This is a genomic window from Sulfurovum sp. XGS-02 (assembly GCF_023213175.1).
GTDB lineage: Bacteria > Campylobacterota > Campylobacteria > Campylobacterales > Sulfurovaceae > Sulfurovum.
Genome location: NZ_CP093312.1, coordinates 1,460,629 through 1,483,309, shown reverse-complemented (window position 1 = coordinate 1,483,309; position 22,681 = coordinate 1,460,629). Strand labels below are relative to the sequence as shown.

22 protein-coding genes are annotated in these 22,681 nt (G+C 39.6%); 19 read left to right on the top strand and 3 right to left on the bottom strand.

All coding sequences use genetic code 11. The annotated features are described in order from the left end of the window. Positions 1–97: 97 nt before the first annotated feature. On the bottom strand, positions 98–1,294 hold the full coding sequence (locus MN086_RS07315) for a nucleotidyltransferase family protein (protein ID WP_248575363.1): 1,197 nt from the start codon (positions 1,292–1,294) through the stop codon (positions 98–100). A gap of 240 nt (positions 1,295–1,534) precedes the next feature. On the opposite strand from MN086_RS07315, the gene MN086_RS07310 reads away from it, so the two are divergent. From MN086_RS07310 to MN086_RS07295, 4 genes are all read left to right on the top strand, one after another. Beyond that, positions 1,535–2,143, top strand: coding sequence for a porin family protein (locus tag MN086_RS07310; RefSeq protein WP_248575362.1), 609 nt, complete (start codon positions 1,535–1,537; stop codon positions 2,141–2,143). 110 nt (positions 2,144–2,253) lie between these two features. Then, a complete protein-coding gene (locus tag MN086_RS07305; protein ID WP_248575361.1) occupies positions 2,254–4,557 on the top strand; it encodes a tyrosine-protein kinase in 2,304 nt (767 codons plus the stop codon). A 42-nt stretch (positions 4,558–4,599) separates the two neighbouring features. Continuing rightward, on the top strand, positions 4,600–5,337 hold the full coding sequence (locus tag MN086_RS07300; RefSeq protein WP_248575360.1) for a tyrosine-protein phosphatase: 738 nt from the start codon (positions 4,600–4,602) through the stop codon (positions 5,335–5,337). Positions 5,338–5,472: 135 nt separating this feature from the next. Further along, positions 5,473–6,366: a sugar transferase gene (locus tag MN086_RS07295; RefSeq protein ID WP_248575359.1), complete on the top strand. Its 894-nt coding sequence runs from the start codon at positions 5,473–5,475 to the stop codon at positions 6,364–6,366. A gap of 34 nt (positions 6,367–6,400) precedes the next feature. On the opposite strand, the gene MN086_RS07290 is transcribed toward MN086_RS07295, so the two are convergent. Together MN086_RS07290 and MN086_RS07285 are read right to left on the bottom strand one after the other, a co-directional pair. After that, a complete protein-coding gene (locus tag MN086_RS07290) occupies positions 6,401–6,964 on the bottom strand; it encodes a hypothetical protein (RefSeq protein ID WP_248575358.1) in 564 nt (187 codons plus the stop codon). Between the two features lie 246 nt (positions 6,965–7,210). Next, positions 7,211–9,073, bottom strand: coding sequence for a TonB-dependent siderophore receptor (locus MN086_RS07285; RefSeq protein WP_248575357.1), 1,863 nt, complete (start codon positions 9,071–9,073; stop codon positions 7,211–7,213). 299 nt (positions 9,074–9,372) lie between these two features. On the opposite strand from MN086_RS07285, the gene MN086_RS07280 reads away from it, so the two are divergent. From MN086_RS07280 to MN086_RS07210, 15 genes are all read left to right on the top strand, one after another. Continuing rightward, positions 9,373–9,798: a hypothetical protein gene (locus tag MN086_RS07280; RefSeq protein WP_248575356.1), complete on the top strand. Its 426-nt coding sequence runs from the start codon at positions 9,373–9,375 to the stop codon at positions 9,796–9,798. A 49-nt stretch (positions 9,799–9,847) separates the two neighbouring features. Beyond that, the gene (locus tag MN086_RS07275; protein ID WP_248575355.1) at positions 9,848–11,041 is read left to right on the top strand and encodes a tetrahydrodipicolinate N-succinyltransferase N-terminal domain-containing protein; all 1,194 of its coding nucleotides are present in this window, start codon (positions 9,848–9,850) and stop codon (positions 11,039–11,041) included. Between the two features lie 175 nt (positions 11,042–11,216). After that, positions 11,217–11,462 carry an RNA-binding S4 domain-containing protein gene (locus MN086_RS07270; RefSeq protein WP_248575354.1) on the top strand — a complete coding sequence of 82 codons (246 nt, stop codon included), beginning with the start codon at positions 11,217–11,219 and terminating at the stop codon, positions 11,460–11,462. Positions 11,463–11,718: 256 nt separating this feature from the next. Then, positions 11,719–12,696, top strand: coding sequence for an anthranilate phosphoribosyltransferase (trpD, locus tag MN086_RS07265; RefSeq protein ID WP_248575353.1), 978 nt, complete (start codon positions 11,719–11,721; stop codon positions 12,694–12,696). Positions 12,697–12,754: 58 nt separating this feature from the next. Continuing rightward, positions 12,755–13,180, top strand: coding sequence for a tRNA (adenosine(37)-N6)-threonylcarbamoyltransferase complex ATPase subunit type 1 TsaE (gene tsaE / locus MN086_RS07260; RefSeq protein ID WP_248575352.1), 426 nt, complete (start codon positions 12,755–12,757; stop codon positions 13,178–13,180). Continuing rightward, positions 13,180–13,902, top strand: a complete 723-nt coding sequence (gene lptB, locus MN086_RS07255; RefSeq protein WP_248575351.1) for an LPS export ABC transporter ATP-binding protein — start codon at positions 13,180–13,182, stop codon at positions 13,900–13,902. Before tsaE ends, lptB begins: the two co-directional genes overlap by 1 nt. A 277-nt stretch (positions 13,903–14,179) precedes the next feature. Continuing rightward, entirely contained in the window at positions 14,180–14,938 is a 759-nt protein-coding gene (locus tag MN086_RS07250; RefSeq protein ID WP_248575350.1) for a TIGR02757 family protein, read from the top strand. A 135-nt stretch (positions 14,939–15,073) separates the two neighbouring features. Continuing rightward, positions 15,074–16,015: an NAD(P)-dependent oxidoreductase gene (locus MN086_RS07245; RefSeq protein WP_248575349.1), complete on the top strand. Its 942-nt coding sequence runs from the start codon at positions 15,074–15,076 to the stop codon at positions 16,013–16,015. 249 nt (positions 16,016–16,264) lie between these two features. After that, a complete protein-coding gene (locus MN086_RS07240; RefSeq protein ID WP_248575348.1) occupies positions 16,265–16,942 on the top strand; it encodes a F0F1 ATP synthase subunit A in 678 nt (225 codons plus the stop codon). 23 nt (positions 16,943–16,965) lie between these two features. Next, complete coding sequence (locus tag MN086_RS07235) at positions 16,966–17,247, top strand: hypothetical protein (RefSeq protein ID WP_248575347.1); 282 nt, start codon at positions 16,966–16,968, stop codon at positions 17,245–17,247. Continuing rightward, positions 17,244–17,780 (top strand): thiamine phosphate synthase, encoded by a 537-nt coding sequence (locus MN086_RS07230; protein ID WP_248575346.1) that lies wholly within the window; start codon positions 17,244–17,246, stop codon positions 17,778–17,780. The genes MN086_RS07235 and MN086_RS07230 overlap by 4 nt, the downstream gene beginning before the upstream one ends. Positions 17,781–17,782: 2 nt before the next feature. Continuing rightward, positions 17,783–18,535 carry a hypothetical protein gene (locus MN086_RS07225; RefSeq protein ID WP_248575345.1) on the top strand — a complete coding sequence of 251 codons (753 nt, stop codon included), beginning with the start codon at positions 17,783–17,785 and terminating at the stop codon, positions 18,533–18,535. Positions 18,536–18,616: 81 nt separating this feature from the next. Next, positions 18,617–20,047, top strand: a complete 1,431-nt coding sequence (gene gatB / locus MN086_RS07220; protein WP_248575344.1) for an Asp-tRNA(Asn)/Glu-tRNA(Gln) amidotransferase subunit GatB — start codon at positions 18,617–18,619, stop codon at positions 20,045–20,047. Between the two features lie 59 nt (positions 20,048–20,106). Next, positions 20,107–21,747 carry an NAD-binding protein gene (locus MN086_RS07215; protein ID WP_248575343.1) on the top strand — a complete coding sequence of 547 codons (1,641 nt, stop codon included), beginning with the start codon at positions 20,107–20,109 and terminating at the stop codon, positions 21,745–21,747. Then, the gene (locus MN086_RS07210) at positions 21,744–22,631 is read left to right on the top strand and encodes an NAD(P)H-dependent glycerol-3-phosphate dehydrogenase (protein WP_248575342.1); all 888 of its coding nucleotides are present in this window, start codon (positions 21,744–21,746) and stop codon (positions 22,629–22,631) included. Before MN086_RS07215 ends, MN086_RS07210 begins: the two co-directional genes overlap by 4 nt. The last annotated feature ends 50 nt before the right edge of the window (positions 22,632–22,681 follow it).

Here is a 22,681-nt window from a genome sequence, read left to right as displayed (position 1 = left end):
TGTTTTAATATTAGATTATGCAACGAATGATAGAAGACAGATATGTTAGGATATTAAAAATTATTGGAATCTGTTTTTTCAGTTAAAAACGTAGTAGCTAGATAGATTTTGAAAAATATTTTTTTAAGAGAAGATAAGGTCTAACTAAGTAGTAAACCCAGTAAAGTCCTTTTGGAAGATCTATAAACCAGTATTCATTAAATGATGGTTTAAGGATTACTTTGTGTAGGTATATGATTTGTTCTTTAGTTTTAGTGAAAAGCTTTAGTTTTGCGGAGGTCTTGGCAAAGGTGCTCTTTGGTATATTCCAGCTTTCTAGTATGAATTTTGAGACTATATCGATCTTAGGAACACGTTGAATCTGAGTATTTATGTCTGAAGGTAAAGGTGTATCAAAGAGTTCATTACTTAATAAGAGACCTAGATAGATCATCCTTTCAAAGTTTGTATTCTTAGATATCTCATTAATTCTTTCCCAGTCTATCTCATAGTTTTTGATCAAGAGATCGATATCTTTGATCCACCCTATCCGTTCCCATAGATGTTTTGAACCATGAATACAGAGATAAACAAGAAGATTTTCAGAAGAAAAGGTAGGGATCTTTTTTCCGTTGATCTCTATCTTCTGTAGATTGTTCCAGTAGGAATCCAAGTTAAGTTGCATCGGATAGTCTTCATCTAAAAATGACCAATGCATTTCAAAATGTGTACCTTTTTGACTGTGGATCAGTCCAAGATCATGGGCATACTTTATCCAGATCTTTTCTTGTACAGGTGTGAGTGTTAGTAATCGCTTATAGCCGTGTGATTGAAGCAAATCGTCTATCTTGTAGATATCTTCTTTTTTTATCAAGACATCCAGATCTCCAAACTGCCGTAGTGTGATATCTCCATACACTTGCTGTGCAAGGGTAGGACCTTTGAAGGCTAGGGCTTCGATACCATTATCTTCAAGCAGTTTCATAATGCGAATGAGTTCAGCAGACATGAGCATGTTTCTTTGGGAAATACTCATATAGTGAGCTTTCAGCTCGATGAGTATTTCATCATTCAGCGTTAAGTGTGTAGCGTTAAGGTAAGAGTCATCTTCAACGATTTTTTTGATAGTTTTGTAGACAAGCGGAAGAATACCGTGGGCATTAAGTAAATTAATCAAAACGTTAAGATCTAAGTGTTCAGCGTTAAGATATGAAAAGATACAGCTAATATCCTCTTCAGATGGTTCAGTTTGACAACAGGCAATGAGAAATGATAGTTCATTATTTAGTTGTGTTTTTTGATGTTTAATTGGCATTTAAAATTATATCGTTAGTGAGAGCGAATTAAGCTTTAAGGATTATACACCGGGTGTATTCTCTGATCGGAAAGAATTCAGAGAAGAGTTTGGGATATGTGACATAAATATGACATCATTAGACTATAATTTTGTGTTTTTAAATTAGTTTATCATGACATGTAGATGTAAGGATAAACTATTTAATGAAAGTAAAGTATAAAATTGTATAATTTGTGTATTACAAAACAAGGGAAAAGAATGAAAAGGATAGTGCTTTCGGGATGGGTAGTAGCGGCGTTAAGTAGTTTAGGGTTTGCAGGTGGAGATTTGGTAGCAGTTGAACCAGTAGTTGAAGTACCAGTAGTGATGGAAGATGAGGGCAGTTTTTATTTGGGTCTTGGTGTCGCTGCAGTGAGTACACGTGATGCAGAAGTTTCTGTGGATTGGGGTGGTACAAATAGACAAGATAGACTGGGAAATCTATCTTTTCTCGCAGGATATGATTTCAATGAGTATTTTGCTGTAGAAGGTAGATATACTAAATCTTTCTGGCATGATCACCAGACTGAGATGGATGGATGGAGTTTATTTGCGAAACCAAAGTACCCTGTAAGCGAAGACTTTTCTGTTTATGCACTTCTAGGTTATGGTGGGGTAAATTTAGATGGGGTAAAGGGTTATCTTGTAGATTATGATGAAACTGGTTTCCAATGGGGTCTTGGTGCGAGTTATGAAATGATGGAAAATCTCTCTCTCTTTGCTGACTACACTTTACCTGCAAATGATATGGATGGTAGTTACCAGGGTGATAATACAGTGAAGGCAGATGTAGATGCATTTACTGTAGGTATAACTTATAATTTTTAATCTTTTCACTCCGGAAAGAATAGAGGAAGGGGTCTGTATAGATCTCCTTTTTTCAAATTAACTAAAACTTTTTAGATACAAAACTACTGAACCATTATCCAAGGAAAAGAATGAATACTGATAATATGCAGATAGATGAAGACGAAATAGATATTAAAGAGATATTTAGAACCTTATATCGATATAAAACCATGATTGCCCTTATGGTGTTTGTATTTGGTCTGGTCAGTAGTTATTATGCCCATTTTAAACCCAATGTCTATCAGGCTTCTGCCACTGTTGAGGTAGGTTTGGATCAACGAAGCTATGGAAGTCAGGATGTGCTTGCAATGGCTATGGATTCTGGAACGATGAATGCCGATACTGAGATGGATATCATCAAGTCAAGATTCCTGACCGAAAAAGCACTCAAAGAGGTCGATTTTTCACATCGTTACTATACGACACGAAGATTTAAAGAGATCGAACTTTATAAAGCGAGTCCTTTTCAAGTAGGTATGCTTAAAGGGTATGGTATCTCTTTTGACCTGTTTCCAGTGGATGATAAAAGTTACCGTTTAGTGGTGGAAGGGTCAGAAGACAGAGAGGGTAACCTCTGGAGTTATGATGAAACCCTTCCTTACAGCCAGGAGATCATCACCGAGCATTTTCATCTTAATGTCGTAAAGACCAAAGAGCCGCAGGATGAAGCGTACCGCTTTGTGGTCATAGATCCAGAAAGCTTAGGAAGCTTTGTTCAAGGCGGTGTCAGTGTGGGGCAGAAATCAAAGTACTCTACTATGCTCGAGATCTCTTATGCGGATAATGTAGCTTTGCGTGCCCAGGAATTTGCCAATGCCTTGGCTGAGGCCTATATAGAACAGAATATAGAGAAAAAGACACAAGAGGCAACACGTACACTTGATTTTGTCGATAAACAGTTGAAAACCATCACTGAAAATCTTAAGAGTTCTGCCATTAAACTCGAAGAGTTTAAAAAAACCTCTAATACTGTCAGTTTAAGTGTGAAAGCAGAAAATATCATCCGTCAGATGAGTGAATATGAAACGAAACTATCGGAGATCACGATCCAGCAGGAACTGTTAGACAAACTCTATACCCAAGTACAATCGGGGGAAGATCTTGAAAGTATCGCATTGGCAGGGTTGGATAAAGAAGGCTCTGCACTTACAGGTATCATCAAAGAGCTTCAGGCTGCGATCTTAGAAAAGAAGATCCTGCGTGAAGACTATACGGAGATGTCTTCTAAAGTGATCAAAGTGAATAAAACCATAGCACAGCTAAAAAAGGTGATGGTCGACACGATAAAGAATCTGAGAGAAAGTATCAAAGAGCAAAAAGTCCTGCTTGAAGACTCCGTGGCTACACAGCAGAAGCTCTTAAATACACTGCCTGCCGATGAGAGAATGTTCGGGCAGCTGCAGCGTAAATTCGTGGTCAATGAAAAGATCTACTCTTATCTTTTGGAGAAGCGGTCAGAGACAGCCATTATCAAAGCCTCGACAGTCAGTAAGAACAGGATCATCGATAAAGCACTCTATCCCGGGTTCCCTATCAAACCTAAGAGGAAGTTGATCGTGTTGGTAGGGTTGATCCTGGGATTGATCCTGGGGATCGCACTTGCCTTTTTAAGAGAGTTCCTCGATGACCGTATCAAAGAGGAAGAGGATGTTACCAAAGTGACAGAGGTACCTATGCTTGGACTTATCCCGCATATGAAAGAGAGTCATGACACGGTCGAGGTATTTGTATCGCCTAAATCTGCTTTGGCCGAATCTTTTAGAAATATCCGTACAAACCTGCAGTTTATGGCAAGAGAGAAGAATGCTCATGTCATCGCTATTACTTCAACGATCGCCGGAGAAGGGAAAACGACAACCAGTATCAACCTGGGCGGGATCATGAGTATGGCCGACAAGAAAACAGTCATCCTGAATCTTGATATGCGAAAACCGACACTGCATCAGAAATTTGGACTTCAAAATACTCAAGGTATGAGTACCTTACTCTCAGGTCATACGGCCTTGGAAGAGGTGATCCAGAGTACCGTGTATGAAAATCTAGACATTATTACTTCCGGACCTGTACCACCAAACCCGAGTGAATTGATCCAGAGCCCTTTGATGGAGACGGTACTGGAAAGGTTAAGAGAAGAGTATGATGTGATCATCCTTGATACGCCTCCGATAGGCCTGGTGACTGATGCACGTACTTTGATGCATTTTGCAGATACAAGTATCTATCTGCTGAGAGCGGATTACTCTAAGAAAGGTTTTTTAAATAGTATAGAGAAACTCTCCAAAGAGGAGATCAGCGGTTTGGGCATCTTGCTCAATGATGTGAAAACGGCAAGAAACGGTTATGGTTACGGTTATGGCTATGGTTACGGTTATTACGAAGAAGACAAGCATTAAAATGCAGTACAGTGAAACACTAAATGTTGAATCGGACAGAAAATGATCTTTTCTTTTTTTAAAAAACCACAAGAGAAAAAGAGAGGACCCATACTCACAGTGGACCTTCATTCACACTTCATTCCGGGGATCGATGATGGTTCCCAGAGTATGGAGGAGAGCCTTTCTCTTTTGAAGGGGATGGAAGCATTAGGCTACGAGAAAGTGATCACGACACCGCATATCATGATAGATGTCTACCGTAATACACCTCAGATCATCAAAGAGGGATTGGACGCTTTAAGGAAAGCAGCAAAGGATGAGAGGATCAAACTGGAGATAGAAGCAGCGGCAGAGTACTATCTGGATGAAGGCTTTTATGATCAACTTCATAGTGATGACGTGATGAGCATTAATGGAAAATATCTGCTTTTTGAAACGTCGTATGTGACCAAACCTCTGCAGATAGAAGAGATGATCTTTGAAATTGCTGCTTCAGGCTATATACCGCTTATGGCGCATCCTGAACGTTACCGGTATGTGAATGATCCGCTCAAAGAGTATGGCAGGTTTAAAGAGCTTGGTGTACTCTTTCAGCTGGATCTGAATTCTCTGGGCGGACACTACGGTAGAGATGCCAAGAAAAAAGCGGAGATACTCTCTGAGAATGGGATGATCGACTTCTTGGGTTCAGATGTACATCATCTCAAGCAGACGAAATTCCTGGGTGATCTCTTCATGAGTGAAGATTATGCAAAGGTATGGGAGAACAATACGATCTTGAACCATACGCTTAGATAGTCATATATTTCGTCAATTTACATGACATAAATGTGACATCTTTATACTAAAATAGTTTATCTAGAAATAAAATGTAAAAATATAGGATAGAATGTGCTGATATTTGGGGAAAAATATACTTTAACAAAATTGGAAATGGGAAGACTTGAAAAAAAATTTCGTAATATAAATTTTATCAGTTATAAAGATAAAGATGAAGATGAAGTAATCAATGAGATAGAGACACTTTTGAATAACGATAAGTTGAAATTAATAGTGCTAAATACAAAAGCAAAAGTAAATGATAAGGTTATCAAGTATCTTACAAATTTAAAGTTTGATAAGAAATTTAAACATATTCGGTTGATGGGTATAGAAGGTTTCTTGGAAAAATATTTGAATAAGTGTTATATACCTGAAGATCATACAGATTTACACTATTTGTATGATATAAAAGAGTTTAACAAATTTCAACTGATCCAAAAGAAAGCTATTGATTTTTTTGGTGTATTTTGGTTATTTTTATTTTCATATCCTGTGATCCAAAAATGTAAAAGAAAGATAAGTGAAGAGTCACCAGGGCCTTTATATTTTGAACAAAAAAGAGTGGGATATTATAAAAAAGAGTTTACCTGCATCAAATTTAGAAGCATGAAAGTGGATGCAGAAAAAAATGGTATACAATTCGCTACAAAGAACGATGACAGGATATTCCCTTGGGGAGATTATATGAGAAAAAGAAGATATGATGAACTTCCTCAAATGATAAATATACTAAAAGGGGAAATGCACCTCATAGGACCAAGACCTGAAAGACAATATTGGATAGAACAATTTGAAGAACAGATACCATATTATGCAGAAAGACATATAGTAGCACCAGGTATAACTGGTTGGGCCCAAGTGATGTACCCTTATGGAGAGAATGCAGAAGATGCCAGACAAAAACTGATGTATGATCTGTACTATATAAAATATTGGAATATTTTGTTAGAGTTGAAAATCATATGGAAAACGGCTATGGTTGTTTTACACAAAAAAGGGGTTTAGTTGATTCCTTTTTTGAGTATATAGTTTAATTGAATTACACTTTTTTGAAACTCTTCCAGATCAAAATGATCACAATGATCTCAACCGTTATCAGTAAATAATGCAGGTCATAGACCTGTGTTTGGTTATCTTCTATGCCGTAATGTGTGAGGGTCTTGTAAAAAAGATATGCGACCCCCATGCCTAAAAGGTATCCTATCTGTTTGACCGTGTCGAGCTTGGTTAAGAGGATATCTGTTTTGAGTAGGAGTGTTTCGGCTCTTATAAGGTAGTTACCAAAAACAAAAGTGATCTGATACCCGATGTAAAGCAGCAGTGCGGTTTGATAGTTGTAGGAAGCAAACATAAAATAGAGCATTGCCAGAAGCAATACCATTTCTACAAAGAGTGAGATCCTGAAAAACCACTCTGCATTGAGTATGGTATGGTAAAACCTTGCAACAATGAGCATACCCATGGCGAGCAATACACCACCCATGGAATAGATAGAAGGTTCAAGCGGTGCATAGAGGGTGAAGATGGCACCCACGCTCAAGCCCAAAAAGAGGGAGTTGAAGAATTTGTACCGGATGAACCATAAGGGGATAATTTTTAACATGAATGATTATATCCTAATATTTTTTTCATTCCCGATTTTACTCGGGAATCTATATGTTTAATTCCAAGGTGATTCTTGATCTTATAAGACTTCCATATACCAATAACTGTGGTGATGTTTCCCTCTTCATTTTTTTTAGAAAAAAACGAAGCAAAAAAATCGCCACGGTTCTCGAATCGCTTCGCTTATAAGGTCGTTCACCGTGGCATGTTGCGTACTTTGTACGATTAATGGAAGGAGGAGATCTTAAAAACTATACTTTACTTTTGCATAGATTGAACGACCTTCTGTGGCATAGCCGTAGCTTGATTGGTACTCTTTGTCGAAGATGTTTTTGGCATGGAGGCTTAGGTCAACATCGTTGATGATCTTGGTACTGAAGTTTGCGTTCCATATAGTGTAGTTGCCTGTTGATACTTCTGATGCTACAGGGAATCCGCCGTCTGTATCCATTCTATCCCCAATATATTGTGCATCGATGCCAAACTGCATATCATTTGCAGTGTAATAGCTTAAAGAGGCATTCAGTGTATCTTCTGCACGTCTTATAAGGTCACTTCCATCCTCTTTTTCATAATCAAAAAGGTGTGTATAATTTGCCGAAAATATAAGATTGAAAGAAGAGAAAGTATAGGCACTTTCTATTTCCAGTCCGGCAAACTTTGATCTGCCGTCTATGTTGGTATATCCACCGACAAATGTTACAGGATCAGTGATATAATCGATAGCATCTTCCACTCTATTGTTAAAATATGTCAATGTCAATAACTCTTTATAGCCTGTAGAGATATCATAGCCTTTTGTGTAGCTTGGTTTTAAGAATGAACCCAAAGCTGTATTTGCCAATTGATAGGCACTAGGCGCATCATAGGAAGTGTAATAGTTCGCAGATGTTATCAACCCATCAAGAGAGTTATACTGATGTTTCAGCCCTATCTTATAGGTTATTTTGTTGTCAAATTCACTATAGTTGTCATATCTTAGGTTTGTCTCCAAGAGTGTGTTTTCATTGAAATCATAGATGTTTGAAAGATAGATTGCTTTATTTGTATAGTCTGATCGACTTTCCGGGAATGTGTTGTATTGGTTAAATCCGTCTATATCTTTGTATTCTAAACCCAGGACTGCTTTACCGTTTTTGTAGTCGTATGCATTGATGAGTGCATACTCTTTGAGTGTTGATTTATAGACATTTTGCCCGTCACCGAAAAATCCTGTGGTGAAATAGTCTCTGTCATAGTCGCCTTTACTTGCCTGGAGGGTAGCACTATAATGATCTAGTGTCAGGAGGTAATTTAGTGAAATATTGCTTTGGTCGGAAGTGGCATGACTGTAGTCATCATCTGCTTGATCTGCCGAGAAGCTGTCATCATATTCAGTCTCTGTTTTAATGCGGTTATAGCTGAGATTCAGTTTGTTATTTGTATCAATAGCATATCCGAACTTGATATTATAGTTTCTATTTTCATAGCCGTCTTCTTCTGCTGATCTTGGAGCCAATGCAGAAAAACCATCTGTTTTGAGGTAGGAAGCAAGCACTTGTGCTGTGATCTTTTCATCTGTATAAGAAAGGTCAGCATCAGTACCTTTGGTATGATATGAACCGTAGTTTAAAGCAAGTGAACCATGCAGACCTTCTTTGGCTTCTTTGGTGATGATATTGATGACACCGGCACTTGCATTTGAACCCCAGATACTGCTTGCTCCTCCTTTGATGATCTCGATCTGTTCTATGTTACTTGTCGTAAGACTGTCAAGGAGTGCAGTACCGTTGGTTGTACTAGGGTCATTGAGACGCATACCGTCTAAAAGTACGAGTACTTTGCCTGAGTCCGCACCTCTTACAAAAAATGATGTTTGCTGTCCTAGGCCACCGGAATTTGTAACGGAGATCCCAGCTACAGTGTTGATAGCCTGTGAAACCGTCTGGTATCCCCTTTCTTCTATCTCTTCAGCTGTAATAACTGTTACATTTGACGTCGTGTTCTGGATGGATTGTGTGGTCTTATTGGCTGAGACAATCGTGATAGGTTCGAGTGTTTCATTTGCGTGCGTGTGTGTTGTGAATAGTAGTGTAGCCGTAATGAGGCTGAGTGACTTGATTGTCATAGGTTGTTCCTTGTTTATTTAGTTATGTAATATTTTATTGATCAGTAAAAAATAGATAAACAAGGAGGGGAGGTTTTGTACTCGTGGTAGATAAAGGCTTTTTTATGGTACTGGAAATTGCTGTCGATCCAACACAACTTTGAAAGTGTGGAGTAGAGCGCGATGACGGCTAATGAAAAGTAGTTTTTATTGTGGCCTCTAAGATGTTTCATGAGCGGATTGTACAGCAATTTGCTTTAGGTGTTACTGTGGATAAAAAAAGTATAATCATCTATTGAACGTTGAGTAAAGGCAAGCCTATGAATTACAGTGAATGGTTTGAAGCACATGGAAAAAAACACAAGAAGATCATGAAAAAACTGGAAGGTTTGAGTGATGATGAAGTGATCGCATACTTCAGGTTTGAGAATATGGTAGAGAAAGAACCCGATTTCTGTCCCCTCTATAAAGAGAAGAAAAAGTGTCATGAGATGAAAGAACTGAACTGCTATCTCTGTGCCTGTCCCCATTTCCGTTTTGATGATAATGGGCTTACCAAAAAAGAGGGTAAAATACTCTACAGCAGATGCAGCATAGACTCTAAAGATGGTGCGCAGTTTGTCTCTGATGAGGCGATACATCAAGATTGCAGTGGCTGTACTGTACCGCATCATGAAGCCTATATAAAAAAACACTTTTCAAGAGATTGGTTTGCAATCATGAATGAATGCAAAAAGTTAAACTAAATCAAGTATAATCGCTTTACATTATTTTATTCGAGTTAAAGGAAGTTCAATGGCTATTGAAACAGTGACAAGTACAGAGGCATTTAAACAATTGGTAACAGATGTTACTTCGCAAGCAGGATACAAAGAGCCTATGGCATTTGGTATCGCAAGAGTAGATAGAGGTCAGAAAAATGCTGAGAAAATACTACAGGCGAACTTTGGACTGATCAACTGGAAAGAGAACTTCGGAAGTGCTGCAGTATTTATCAAAGCACTTCAGGAAGCGAAGTGTGAGGTAGACTTTTCCGGGACGGAATTTGTTGCAACGATCAATGATAATTTTATAGAAAATGCTATGGCAGCATTTGCTCCGTATGTTGCAGAAGCGACAGGGGATGCACATAAAAATGTACAGGTGATCAAGACATTGTCAAACATGGCGGATATCGGTAAAAACTTCAGAATCGTATTTTTGTTCGAAGATGCAAACCCTCAGTCTGTAGAGGCTGTGTATCTTAAACTCTATGCTCTTTCTCTTGCGAAAGCAGAACTGAGAAAGATCAACCTCAATGGTGCATTTGGTATTTTGTCAAATGTGGCATGGGTAGGGAATACACCGTATGAACTCGATTACCTCAGAGAAAATGAGATCGAAATGAAACTCAACGGTACATATCCTGCAGTGGATGCTGTCGATAAATTCCCAAGATTCCTCCAGCATGTGATCCCGGCAGATAATACGCGTATCCTGGAAGCATCTAAAGTACGTATGGGTGCGCAGCTTGCAGCAGGTACAACAGTGATGCCGGGTGCATCATACATCAACTTTAATGCAGGAACACTTGGTCCTGTGATGGTTGAAGGTCGTATCTCTTCATCTGCTATCGTTGGTGCCGGTTCAGATGTCGGTGGTGGTGCAAGTATCCTTGGTGTCCTTTCTGGTACGGACGGGAACCCTATCAGCATCGGTGAGAACACACTTCTTGGGGCAAACTCAGTTACGGGTCTTCCATTGGGTGATGCGTGTATTGTGGATGCAGGTATCACTATCCTGGCGGGTACGAAGATAAAGATCGCTCCAGAAGAGTTGGCTAAGATCGCTGAAGCAAATCCGGAAGCAGATCTTGAGCATAAAACAACGTTCAAAGGTGAAGAGCTTCAAGGATTGAACGGGATTCACTTCAGACAAGATTCGACAACGGGTGAGATCATTGCTCGAAGAAGTACAAGAGAAGTGAAGTTGAACGCTGACTTACACTAAGTTATAAGACTTTTTGGTTTGTAATATTTTACAAGCCTCCTTTCACTTGGATTGTGAGTTTGATTCTCTCTTCATTTTTTTAGAAAAAACGAAGCAAAAAAGCGTCGACCTTCTCGAATCGCTTCGCTTTCAAGGGCGTTCAGGTCGACATTATTTATTATGTTAGGAGCATAGTATGCGTGTGGATAAGTGGTTATCGGCTGTGAATGTGGTGAAGCGTCGTACTATTGCTACGGATATGCTTAAATCTGGTGTGGTGTATGTCAATGGGTTGAAAGCAAAAGCATCGAAGAATGTTGCTGTAGGAGATACTGTGACCATAGAGTATCTTAAAGGGCCTAAGTCTTATGAAGTATTGCAGATACCTACAACCAAAACCATACCTAAGAGTCAAAAAGAAGAGTTCGTTAAAGAACTCTAACTAAATAATCTGTTACCTAAAACAATTTTTTACAATTTTTATTGACTTCTTCATAGCTCGAATTGAGGTTATGTTCCCTTTTCTACCCCAAGGGCACTTCCTCACATCGTTCACGGCGTTTTTTTAGAAAAAACGAAACAAAAAAGCGACATCATTCTCAAATCGCTTCGCTTACAAGGGTGTTCATGATGTCATAAGGTGTACTTTGTACAATATATAATTTCAATACAAATACAAACATGGTAAAATCTTCCCTATGAATATAAAAGAACAATTTGAAAGACTATTTAATAACGAGATGAGTACAGAAGAAGCAAGGGCTTTTCTTGTAGAGTTGTACGAGAAAGGTGAGAGCGGCAGTGACATCGCTTCGGCTGCTTCTGTGATGCGTGAACACTCCATTAAACTCTCTTTATCGGATGCACTGAAAGATAAAGCGATCGATGTGGTGGGGACAGGCGGAGATAAAAGCGGAAGTTTTAACATCTCTACTACTGTATCGCTTCTTCTGGCTTCTCTGGGCCGTGTTGTGGCTAAACACGGGAACAGAAGTGTGACTTCCAACTCAGGCTCAACCGATGTCCTTGAAGCACTGGGCATTAATCTGGATCTTAGTATAGAGAATAAAATAAAAATGCTTGAAGAGACAGGCTTCTGTTTTTTCCCTGCAACCGATCATCATCCTGCGATGAAGTATATTATGCCTGTACGTAAGTCTATCGACCATCGTACGATATTTAACATTCTTGGACCTTTGACCAATCCTGCCGGAGCGGAGAAATACCTTTTGGGGGTATTTGATCCTTCCTATGTCAAGCGTATCGCAGATGCACTGGTTGAACTTGGTGCGAAACGTGCCTGTGTCGTCAGTAGCCATGATGGTATGGATGAGATCTCGCTCTCCTGTAACTCCTCTTTTGCCTATGTGGAGTCAAAGCGTATTTTAGAAGGCGAGATCAATCCGGAGAGATTCGGATTTAAACTGGCTCCAAAAGAGGCCATTCTGGGCGGAGATGCAGCTTTCAATGCACAGATTACACGCGATATCTTTGCAGGTAAAGAGAAAGGTGCTAAAAGAGACATCGTATTGCTCAATGCAGCTTTTGCACTCTTTGTAGACGGCCATGTACGTGATATAGAAGAGGCGATAGAGATGGCCAAAAGCGGACTTGAGAGCGGTAAAGCCGATGCTCATTTAAAGTATATGGCTAAGGTCAGTCAACAGTTGGCATAAAATAAAAAAACAGATAGAAAAACCATGGTAACAGTAAATATACTACAAAGGAAAGAATATGATTAATGAAATAACAGCATCATTATCTGAACTAGATAAAGTAGTAGATTATTTAGAAGAAATTCTTCCTGCTCATGCCATCGTATTTTTAAGAGGTGATCTGGCTGCAGGAAAGACGACACTCACACAAGCCATAGCAAAAGCCAAAGGGATCGAAGGAGAAGTGACTTCTCCTACCTTTTCTTTACAGCAGTGCTATGGGGCAAAAGACGGCAGCAGTCTGTATCATTATGACCTGTATCGTTTGGACCATGAGGAGTTTATGCAGATGGGGCTTTTTGAAGAGTTTGAAAAACCGGGATGGCATATGGTAGAGTGGGGTTCGGATGAGCTTAAAGCCTTTTTAGAACGTGTAGGCTATAATGTTGTCACCATAGAGATAGAGTCCCAAGAAAACAGTAGAATCTATAGGATATATATATAATGCATACACTTGAAGCCAAAAACCTGGCGAAAACCATTAAAAAAACAAAGTTGGTCCATGATATCTCTTTACAGGTGAAGAGTAAAGAGATCGTTGGGCTTCTTGGTCCCAACGGTGCAGGAAAGACCACTTCATTCTACATGGTATGCGGCTTAACCGATGCGACTGAAGGGCAGGTTTTTTTAGATGGAGAAGAGGTCACCAAACTGCCTTTAAGTGCACGTGCACAGATGGGTATAGGGTATCTGCCCCAGGAGTCCAGTATTTTTAAAGACCTTACGGTAGAAGAAAATCTGCTTATTGCTGCTGAAGCCTTGAACCTTGATAAAAAAACGATCCAGCCGCGTATTGAAAAACTGCTGGAGATCTTCAATATCGAACCGATCCGTGCCCGTCTTGGGATACGTCTCAGCGGGGGAGAGAGAAGAAGGGTGGAGATAGCAAGGGCACTGGTAGGAGAACCGAAGTTCCTGCTTCTGGATGAACCTTTTGCAGGTGTGGATCCCATAGCCGTACTGGATATACAGAATATTATCAAACAGCTGGTCGATCTTGATATGGGTATTCTCATTACGGACCATAATGTACGTGAAACACTGGGTATATGCGACAGAGCCTATGTGATGCGTAGTGGAGAAATGCTAGCCACAGGTACCAGTGATGAAGTGGCCAATGACGAGAATGTACGTAAGCATTATCTTGGTGAGCACTTTACATTTTAAATAGGAGACTATTTTTCTGTTATTCTTGAACATGTATCTTTCCCAAGTACATTTTCAATAGATATATCAGGACCGGGAAAACCATAACATTTTTTTTTGTAACGAGCTTCCACAAAACTCAGACTGTGATAATGCTTCCTTTTTCATTTTTTTAGAAAAAATGAAACAAAAAATCGTCACGGTTCTCGAATCGCTATGCTTACAAGGTCGTTCACCGTGACAAGTGCGTACGTTGTACGATAAATGAAAGAGAGCATGATGATATAATTATGGGAGTATGGGATTGAAATTATCTGAAGTGAAGACCCTTTTAGACAATGAAGTTGAGGCCAGAAACAACAGTGCTGAGCTCTCTTTTGACAAGCCCGATCCACTTTTTGTCGCATCACAATACCAGGATGAATCCATCGCGTTGATCTGTGCATTGTTTGGTTACGGCAATGCAGGGCTTATCGTCCAGTTTTTGCAAAGTCTGAATTTTTCTTTATTGGATGCGAGTGACGAGCAGATAAAAAAAGCACTCTCTACCCACTATTATCGTTTTCAAAAAAATGAAGATGTTTCTACACTTTTCATCGCCTTGAAACGTTTGAGAAGGGTAGAGAGTATTGAAGATATCTTTTATACCGGGTATAAAAAAGAAGAAAATATTTTAGATGGTCTCTGGCATTTTATAGAGAGATTACAATCGGTCTGTCCCAGAGAGACACGCGGGTACAGTTTTTTGGTTGGCTCCGTACCCAAAAAAGTACTTTCAGCAGGAACCTACAAGCGTTATATGATGTATTTACGCTGGATGGTACGAAAAGATGCTTTAGATATGGGTTTATGGTCCAGGATAGATAAAAAAGACCTGCTCATGCCTCTGGATACACATACGTTTCAGGTGTCAAGACGTTTAGGCTTGCTCAAGCGTAAAACGTACGATATGAAGGCCAGTATAGAATTGACAGAAACGTTGCGTACATTTGATGAAAAAGATCCTATTAAATACGATTTTGCACTTTATCGATTGGGACAGGAAAAATTACTTTAATTATCTAAACCTTTTTAAAGCCTGTTTCCCTTATATTTTAAACAGATAAATATCAAATTTAATCAAGAAAATAAAGCAACCGTCTAAAGTTTGTTTTCTTGACTCTAAATATTATAACGCCTTATAGGGAATAATATGGGTACATATAGAATTATGGTTACAGGTGCTACTGGTTATATAGGTATTAATATGATTTCAAAAATATTACAAGAGTATGATAATGTAAACGTTATTGCAGCTGTTAGAAGTCAAGAACAGGTAAATAAACTACAAAAACTATTTAATGATGACGCACGCTTATCCTTTGAATTGGGTGAACTTCCTAATCATGTATGGAAAATAAGCAATATCGATATTCTTATTCATACTGCAGGCATTCTTAATAGAAAAGATCCGATAAAATTATTTCAAATTAACGTTGATGGAACAAGACAACTTTTAGAAAAAGCAAAAGAAGCCAAAGTCAAACGTTTTATCTATATGTCATCACAAAGTGTTTATGGAACCAAAGGTACATCTTTATGGCATGAAGAGATGCCTGCACACCCCGAAGTATTGTATGCAGAAAGTAAATATGCCGGTGAATTGTTGTGTATGAAAGAAGCATTCTCTACACTCCAAACTGTCATATTGAGGGTTGCACGAGTTTATGGGGATGGACTGTTTACATATCAGGGGATATTGCCCCATTATTATGCAGGGTGTGTTGCAAAAAAAGAACCCATTCCTATTTTTACATACAATAAAAACAGTGTAAATTATATTCATATTAGCGATCTGACGGAAGCGATATCAAAGGTGATATCGACGCTAAAACTTCCAAATAAACTTCTTTTGAATATTGGGGGAGATAGAGCGTATACAAACTTGGAACTTGGGCATATTTGTCAGAATGTGGCAGAATTCTGTCAATGTGAGAAACCATCACTGCTGTTTATAAAAAAACATATTCAAGCAAGTCAGGCCTTGAGCATGGATATTACAAAAGCAAAAAAATATCTTGACTGGTCTCCAACAACGACTATGGAAGAGGGGATGATACAATTGATAAAGGCACGTATTGATGTGATAGACTAATCAACCAATGAAGCGGCTAATATTTTTATAAATTCTTAAAATAGATCATAAAACATTTACCAGTTTATATAATATATCTAGTCGGAGTATAGTGAGAAAAAAGTCTATTTACCATCTTCTTTGAGATATTGACATTATATACAGTGTAGGTATATTTGTTCTGTTATTGTTCTGGGCAGGAAAAATTAGTATAAATCTAAGGTGTAAAAGGGTATAATCCCGCAATATAAACTTACAAGAGGATGTTTTATGGAAGGTGTATTTACTTACCTAGGCGCTATTTTTGGTCATGGACAAATGCTGTTTGTCTCACATTTGGTATTGGTGGCGATTATAGTACTGGCAATTGCAAAAATGGCAACAAAGAGTCTTAGAGCAGTACCGACAGGTACACAAAACGTTATGGAAGCATACCTGGGCGGTGTGATCGCTATGGGTAGAGATGTGATCGGGGAAGAGCTTGCGAGAAAATACCTTCCACTTGTTGCTGCAGTAGGTCTATTTATATTTGTTTCAAACGTGATCGGTATTATCCCTGGATTTGAAGCGCCAACTTCAAACATCAATATTACGTTGCCTTTGGCACTTTTAGTATTTTTCTACTACAACTACGAAGGTATCAGAGAGAATGGCGTGATCAAATACTTTGCGCACTTTGCAGGGCCTGTGAAGATATTGGCACCGTTGATGTTCCCGATCGAGATCGTTTCTCACATTTCAAGAATCATTTCACTTTCATTCAGACTTTTCGGTAACATCAAAGGGGATGACCTCTTCTTATGGGTACTTCTTATGTTGGTACCTTTTATTGCACCACTTCCTGCATACCTACTACTTACGTTCTCTGCACTGCTTCAGACGTTTGTATTTATGATCCTTATCTACGTCTACCTTGCAGGTGCCGTAGCTATGGAAGATGATCACTAAGATCACTTCGGAGACTTCTAAACATGAGACTGCAAAACGGACCTTTGAGTTTTGTAGTGAACTTTCTCTTAGGCGTAGCATGGGCATCCGTCCTGCTCGGCGCCATTACTTCATTTCTCTCTTTTTATCAAGAGAGTCTGCTTTTAGCATTTGTATCTGCCTTTATAGGTGCACTTCCCGGTATGATATCCGTACTTTTACTTGAGCATATCATCACAGGAAAAGAGAGATATTTTGAACTGAAAAAACAAACAGCACTGCTTGAAAAGATGCTCGAACAAAAAGAGAACCATCATTTACAATGATCAGTTATGCTATCACTGACCCCTCTACCTTAGATTTCAACCATTTAAAACGCGACCTCAAAAGATTTTCTCAAAAAGCTTCGATGATCGTCTACAGAGACAAATCCGATGTCTCTAAGCACGGAGCTGCATTCGTTCAAGCAGCCAAAATGTTTGATTTTGAAAAAGTTATCATTCATGGTGATCCTTCATTGGCAAAGGCTGCAGGGGCTGACGGTGTACATTTAAGCAGCCTGCAGCTGGATGAAATAGCAGATGCAAAAGCGATGCATCTCTTTGTAGTGGTTAGTACGCATACGATAGATGAGCTCAAAAAAGCAGAAGCATTAGGGGCAGATATGGCAACCTTCAGCCCTATCTTTGAAACACCGAACAAAGGTGTCCCTGTCGGTTTGGAAGTGCTGAAGTCCATGACGTCTCAGGTAGATCTGCCTGTGTTGGCCTTAGGCGGGATCTTGACAGAAGAGCAGATAAAAGCATGTGAAAGATCCGGGGCAAGTGGTTTTGCTTCGATACGTTATTTTGGAGCGTAGGCATGTCACGGATCTCTTTGATGCTTATCCCTTTGATTGGTCTCTTTTTCTCAGCGTTTCTGTGTGCCGAAGAGATAGCCGCGGACTACAGAGTGGAGTATGGCATATTTGGTCAGGTAGGGAAGGCACATGCCATACTGAGATCTGATGAGAAATATTATATGATAGATGCAAATGTATCTGCACTGGGCATAGCAAAAGCAGTGACAGATGATCTAAAAGAGAGACATATCTCGAAAGGTCACATTTCAAAAGGTTTTCTAGTGACAGACATGTATCAGATGATCAAATCTTTCGGTCCCTATACGACTACAACGATCTACAGGGTGGATCATAAAAAAAAGAGACTTACCCGTCAGTATAAAAAGTGGAGATACGATAGACTTATCATCAACAAGACAGAGAGACTTGAGTATTATGGCAAAGATGACCTGATGACCCTATTTTTGAACCTTCCATTACATATTAAAGACAAACAGAGGCCTAACAAGTATCATTTTATAGCTGTAGGAGAAGACCGTAAAAACGGGCGTGTTGACATCACCATACCTTCTAAGAAATCTTTAAAAGAGATCATAGATTTTGTAGGTAAGGGACAAGAGGGTGATTGGTACAGCAGGGTAGTGATGCATCGTAAACTTTACCATAGCAAACAGGGTGAACTGGATGTAAGGATCGGTAAAGAGGGGATGGTAGAAAAAGCTGTCCTGAAAGATCTGATCTTCTTCGGGGATGTACGTATCATCAAGCAATAGTGGAGAATAAACTCTCTTAAATAAGCAAAACGCTATAATCTATCTCATTAAACACGCGTTAAATTTATAAGGATCATTACTATGTTTGAAACCGTCATCGGTCTTGAAGTGCATGTACAACTTAACACTAAAACAAAACTTTTCTGCTCTTGTCCCACCTCTTTTGCAGAGCATCAAAACACCAATACCTGTCCTACCTGTTTAGCACTACCGGGTGCTTTGCCCGTGGTCAATAAAGAAGCTGCGATCAAAGCGATGAGATTTGGGTATGCCATCAATGCCAACGTCAACCATGATTCTGTTTTCGATAGAAAATCCTATTTTTATCCGGACAGTCCGTCAGCATATCAGATCACACAGTTATCAAAAGCGATCGTGCAAAATGGTGAGCTCTTTATAGACCTGGAAGACGGTACGCAAAAACGTATCGGTATGACCCAAGCGCACCTTGAGGCAGATGCCGGGAAGAACATGCATGAAGGTAATCACTCCAAAGTGGATTTGAACCGTGCAGGAACACCACTGCTTGAGATCGTATCTCAACCAGATATGAGAAGTGCTGATGAAGCGGTCGCCTATTTGAAGAAGCTCCACTCTACAGTACGCTATCTTGATATTTCTGATGCAAACATGCAAGAAGGATCATTCAGATGTGATGTGAATGTTTCTATCCGTCCTAAAGGGCAGGAAACATTTGGTACAAGGGTAGAGATCAAGAACATCAACTCGTTCAAATTCGTGGCTGCTGCGATCGCCTATGAGGTACAAAGACAGACCGAAGCGTATGAAGATGGTGTGTATGAGCAGGAAGTCTACCAGGAAACGCGTCTTTGGAATGTAGATGAAGGCGTAACGAAGTCAATGAGAGGAAAAGAAGAAGCTGCGGATTACCGCTACTTCCCGGACCCGGACCTCCGTCCGCTTATCGTGACGGATGAGATGATCGCTGAAGCAAAGATCATGCCGGAACTTCCTGATGCGAAAGCAAAACGGTATATGGAAGAGCTTGGTCTCAAGCCTTATGATGCCCATGTGATCACAGCAGATAAAGAGTTGGCAACCTACTTTGAAGAGATGCTGGAGAACGGTGCTGTGGCTAAAACAGCCGTGACCTGGTTGACCTCTGAATTGCTTGGACGTCTGAACAAAGCGGGACACTCTATAGAAGATTCGCCTGTGGATGCCAAAACACTGGGTACCTTGGTCTCCAAGATCACAGATAAGACTATCTCTGGTAAAGGTGCGAAAGAGATCCTTGATCATATGATGGAGAGTGAGAGCCGTGATATCGATGGATTGATCGATGAACTAGGACTTGCGCAGGTCAGTGATGATAGTGCTATTTTGGCCATTATCGATGAGATACTGGCTGCCAACCCGGAAAAGGTTGAGGAGTATAAAGGTGGTAAAGAGAAACTCTTTGGTTTCTTTGTTGGACAAACGATGAAAGCCAGCAAGGGAACTGCAAATCCAGCTAAGGTCAATGAGTTACTGAAACAAAGACTGGGATAGAAATATGAAGCATCCATGGTACTTCACCATGGGATGTACATTTTGGGAGGTAGGAACATATGCATGATTTCATCGTTAAACTCTCACATAAGATAGACAGTTCTGTACGCTATCAAAAGATAAAATCTTTTTTTCGTTCACTACTTGAAGATATAAACTACCCCTATAAAAAGTACTTTGATGCATTTATGATCATGCTTATTGTGCTATCTATTGCGATACTCATTTTGAGTAAAACAGATAAGATCCCTGAGTGGCTTGTCGAGTTCGATCTCTATTTTGTGACAGCTATCTTTGCTGTGGAGTATCTGCTGAGATTGTGGATCAGCCATGATATCCATAAGTATCTGGTCTCATCATCTTCTGACTCCAGCAGTTCTGAGAAGTACTGGGTGGTTTTAAGATCCAAATTACGCTATATGGTCTCCCTCCCGGCACTGATCGATCTTATAGCGATCTTCCCGAAATTCAGGATCTTGCGACTCTTAAAACTCTATCATTACATGCATGGGGCATCAAGCCTTTTTAATGCATTGCTTAAAAAACGTTTTGAATTTGTTTTTTTGGGCTATATGCTTTTGGGCGTTACTTTTACTTTTGGTTCCATCTTTTATCTGCTTGAATTTGGTATCAATCAAGCGTTGGATTCTTATCTAGATGCTATATATTGGGCTTTAGTGACCATCTCTACCGTGGGGTATGGTGATATCGCACCTGTGACGGAATTGGGTAAAGTGGTCTCTATGTTCGGTATTGTTTTTGGTATCGCTATGATCTCTTTTGTGACGTCTGTGATGGTGTCTGCTTTTTCTGAAAGATTTAGTGAACTGCGTAACCAGGACAGTATCAATCATGTACATAAGATGCATAATGTTGTCATTATCAATGGATATGGACATTTGGGAACAACAATCGCAAAGAAACTCAAAATACAGAAAATATATGAACCAGTGATCATAGAAGATGATGAAGACAAAGCGAATAAAGCACAACAGGATGGCTATCAAGTGATACATGCAGATGGTTCCAGTGCAAAGATGGTGAAAACATTGTATGAAAGAGGAAATATCGTCGCGATGCTGACGTTAAGCAGTTCTGATATCAATAATATCTACTTTATACTCAATGCAAAAAGTATAGAGGCAAACTCTGTCGTCTATGCACGTATGAACCAAGTAGAGTTACAGCGACAGTATGAAGCGACAAAAGTAGATGGTTTGGTTGAACCTTATGATGTGATAGATACAAGAGCTTTTCATTATTTGAAGAAGCACAGTGAAGAGGAGAAGAAAAGTATCTCCTTTTTCGGTTATACCCATAAGAGTGACCATATCTGTAAAATGCTTAAAGAAGAGGGGATAGAAGTCACGATCTATGAGATAGGGAATGAGAGTTATGAAGCAGCCAAAGATGACGGTTTTACCAACGTCATCTTCATCGATCAAAAAAGCAGTGAAACGCCGGATATAAAGGATGGGATCGCAGTGTGTGCAATGAATGATGAAGCGTTGAATGTCTACTACAGTATTACGCTTCGGTCCAATGGATTTACGGATGAAATCGTGGCACTCTCTGATACGAAAGAAGACAATAGAAAACTGCTTTTGGCAGGGGTGAGCAAGATCTTTGATATGTATGATGAAAGTGCCTCACAGTTTGTAGAAATGATCGAAAATAATGTAAAAAGGGTACAGAAATGAAAATAGCAATTATAGGTGCAGGAAAATGGGGACAAGCCCTATATCATGCCTATAGTCAGAAGAATGACGTGGTGATCTCATCCAGGCATACAAAGAATATAGAGAATTTTGTGCCTATGAGTGAAGCGTTAAAGTGCGAATATCTTGTAATAGCGATTCCTGCACAGTTTGTTCGTGGTTGGATGGAAGAGAATTTTGTGGATCATGGACAGAAGATACTTGTTGCTGCCAAAGGGATAGAGACAAGCACAGGTGCATTTTTGAATGAAGTCTATGGCGAGTTCGTCTCTGTGGACAGACTGGCCTTCATTTCCGGTCCCTCCTTCGCAGCAGAAGTACAACAGTCACTTCCTACAGCACTGAAGATTAGTTCTACAAATGCAAAACTGGCACAAACCTACGCAGATGCTTTGCCAGATTTCATTAAAGGATATGTGGATGATGATGTCATAGGTGCAGAGATCTCGGGTGCCTATAAAAATGTTATTGCCATTGCGGGTGGTGTCTGTGATGGCTTAGGATTGGGAAATAACGCTAGGGCAGCACTGATCTCCAGAGGTTTAGTGGAAATGACACGTTTTGGGGAAGCTTTTGGTGCAAGAATAGAAACATTTCTCTCTCTGGGCGGAGCAGGCGACCTTTTCCTTACGGCAAGTTCTACTCTCTCGCGCAACTACCGTGTGGGAATTGGCATTGCCAAAGGTAAGCGTATGGATGAGATTCTTGAAGAGCTGGGTGAAGTAGCAGAGGGTGTCCCGACCGCTAAAGCCATCTATAAAATAGCAAAAGAGAAAGAGATCTATCTTCCTATCGCAGCAGAGGTCTATGCCATGATAGAAGAGGGGAAAGATCCTTTGGAGAGTGTGAAAGATTTATTGGATTAAAGAGAAGTTGGATATAGTATATCAGTAGGAGAAAATATGCTGCATAAATG